We start from the raw sequence: 535 nt of genomic DNA, 5'->3' as shown, positions 1-535 counted from the left end.
GATTTTTTCCCATAGAGCAGTTTTAATAAATAAGCATTTTGTTCACGAAGTAAAGCAATTTCATTATTGAGTGTTTCGATTAAATTGAATTGTGATTCTAATTGTTTTTCTAAACTGTTCATATGCCTTACTCCGTTCATTAGTATAGGTATAGTATAAAACAGGAAAGAGAGACTATCAATAGAAAGTTCGCTGATTGGCCACCTTAATTTTGGGTTCGATCGAGAACCCTTGAAGTAACCAGTTCACTTGAGTTTCATTTAATTTTATTATGTCATCATTATGAGAAGGCCAAGTTAAACGACCATTTTCGAAACGCTTATAGAATAGCCAAAACCCTTGACCATCCCAATAGAGAATCTTAAACCGATCTTTTTTTGTCCCACAGAATAGAAAAAGTTTTTGTGAAAAAGGATCCAATTGATACTTTTCTCTCACGAGTGATGCAAGGGAATCAATTCCTTGGCGCATATCGGTTTTTCCTGAGATTAGATAAACTTGACCTAATTGATTGATATTCATTTTCAAGATAACA

Annotated in this window: 1 protein-coding gene; it reads right to left on the bottom strand. The window is 33.3% G+C overall.

The features are described from left to right. Positions 1 to 177: 177 nt before the first annotated feature. Positions 178 to 535, bottom strand: a 358-nt coding sequence (tnpB, locus tag GSA01S_RS10455; RefSeq protein ID WP_245631312.1) for an IS66 family insertion sequence element accessory protein TnpB, incomplete at its 5' end; no start/stop codon positions are given.

This window comes from Globicatella sanguinis NBRC 15551, from assembly GCF_001552295.1.
In the GTDB taxonomy this organism is placed as follows: domain Bacteria; phylum Bacillota; class Bacilli; order Lactobacillales; family Aerococcaceae; genus Globicatella; species Globicatella sanguinis.
The sequence above is the reverse complement of the archived record's forward strand: the minus strand, read 5'-3'. Positions and strand labels throughout refer to the sequence as shown.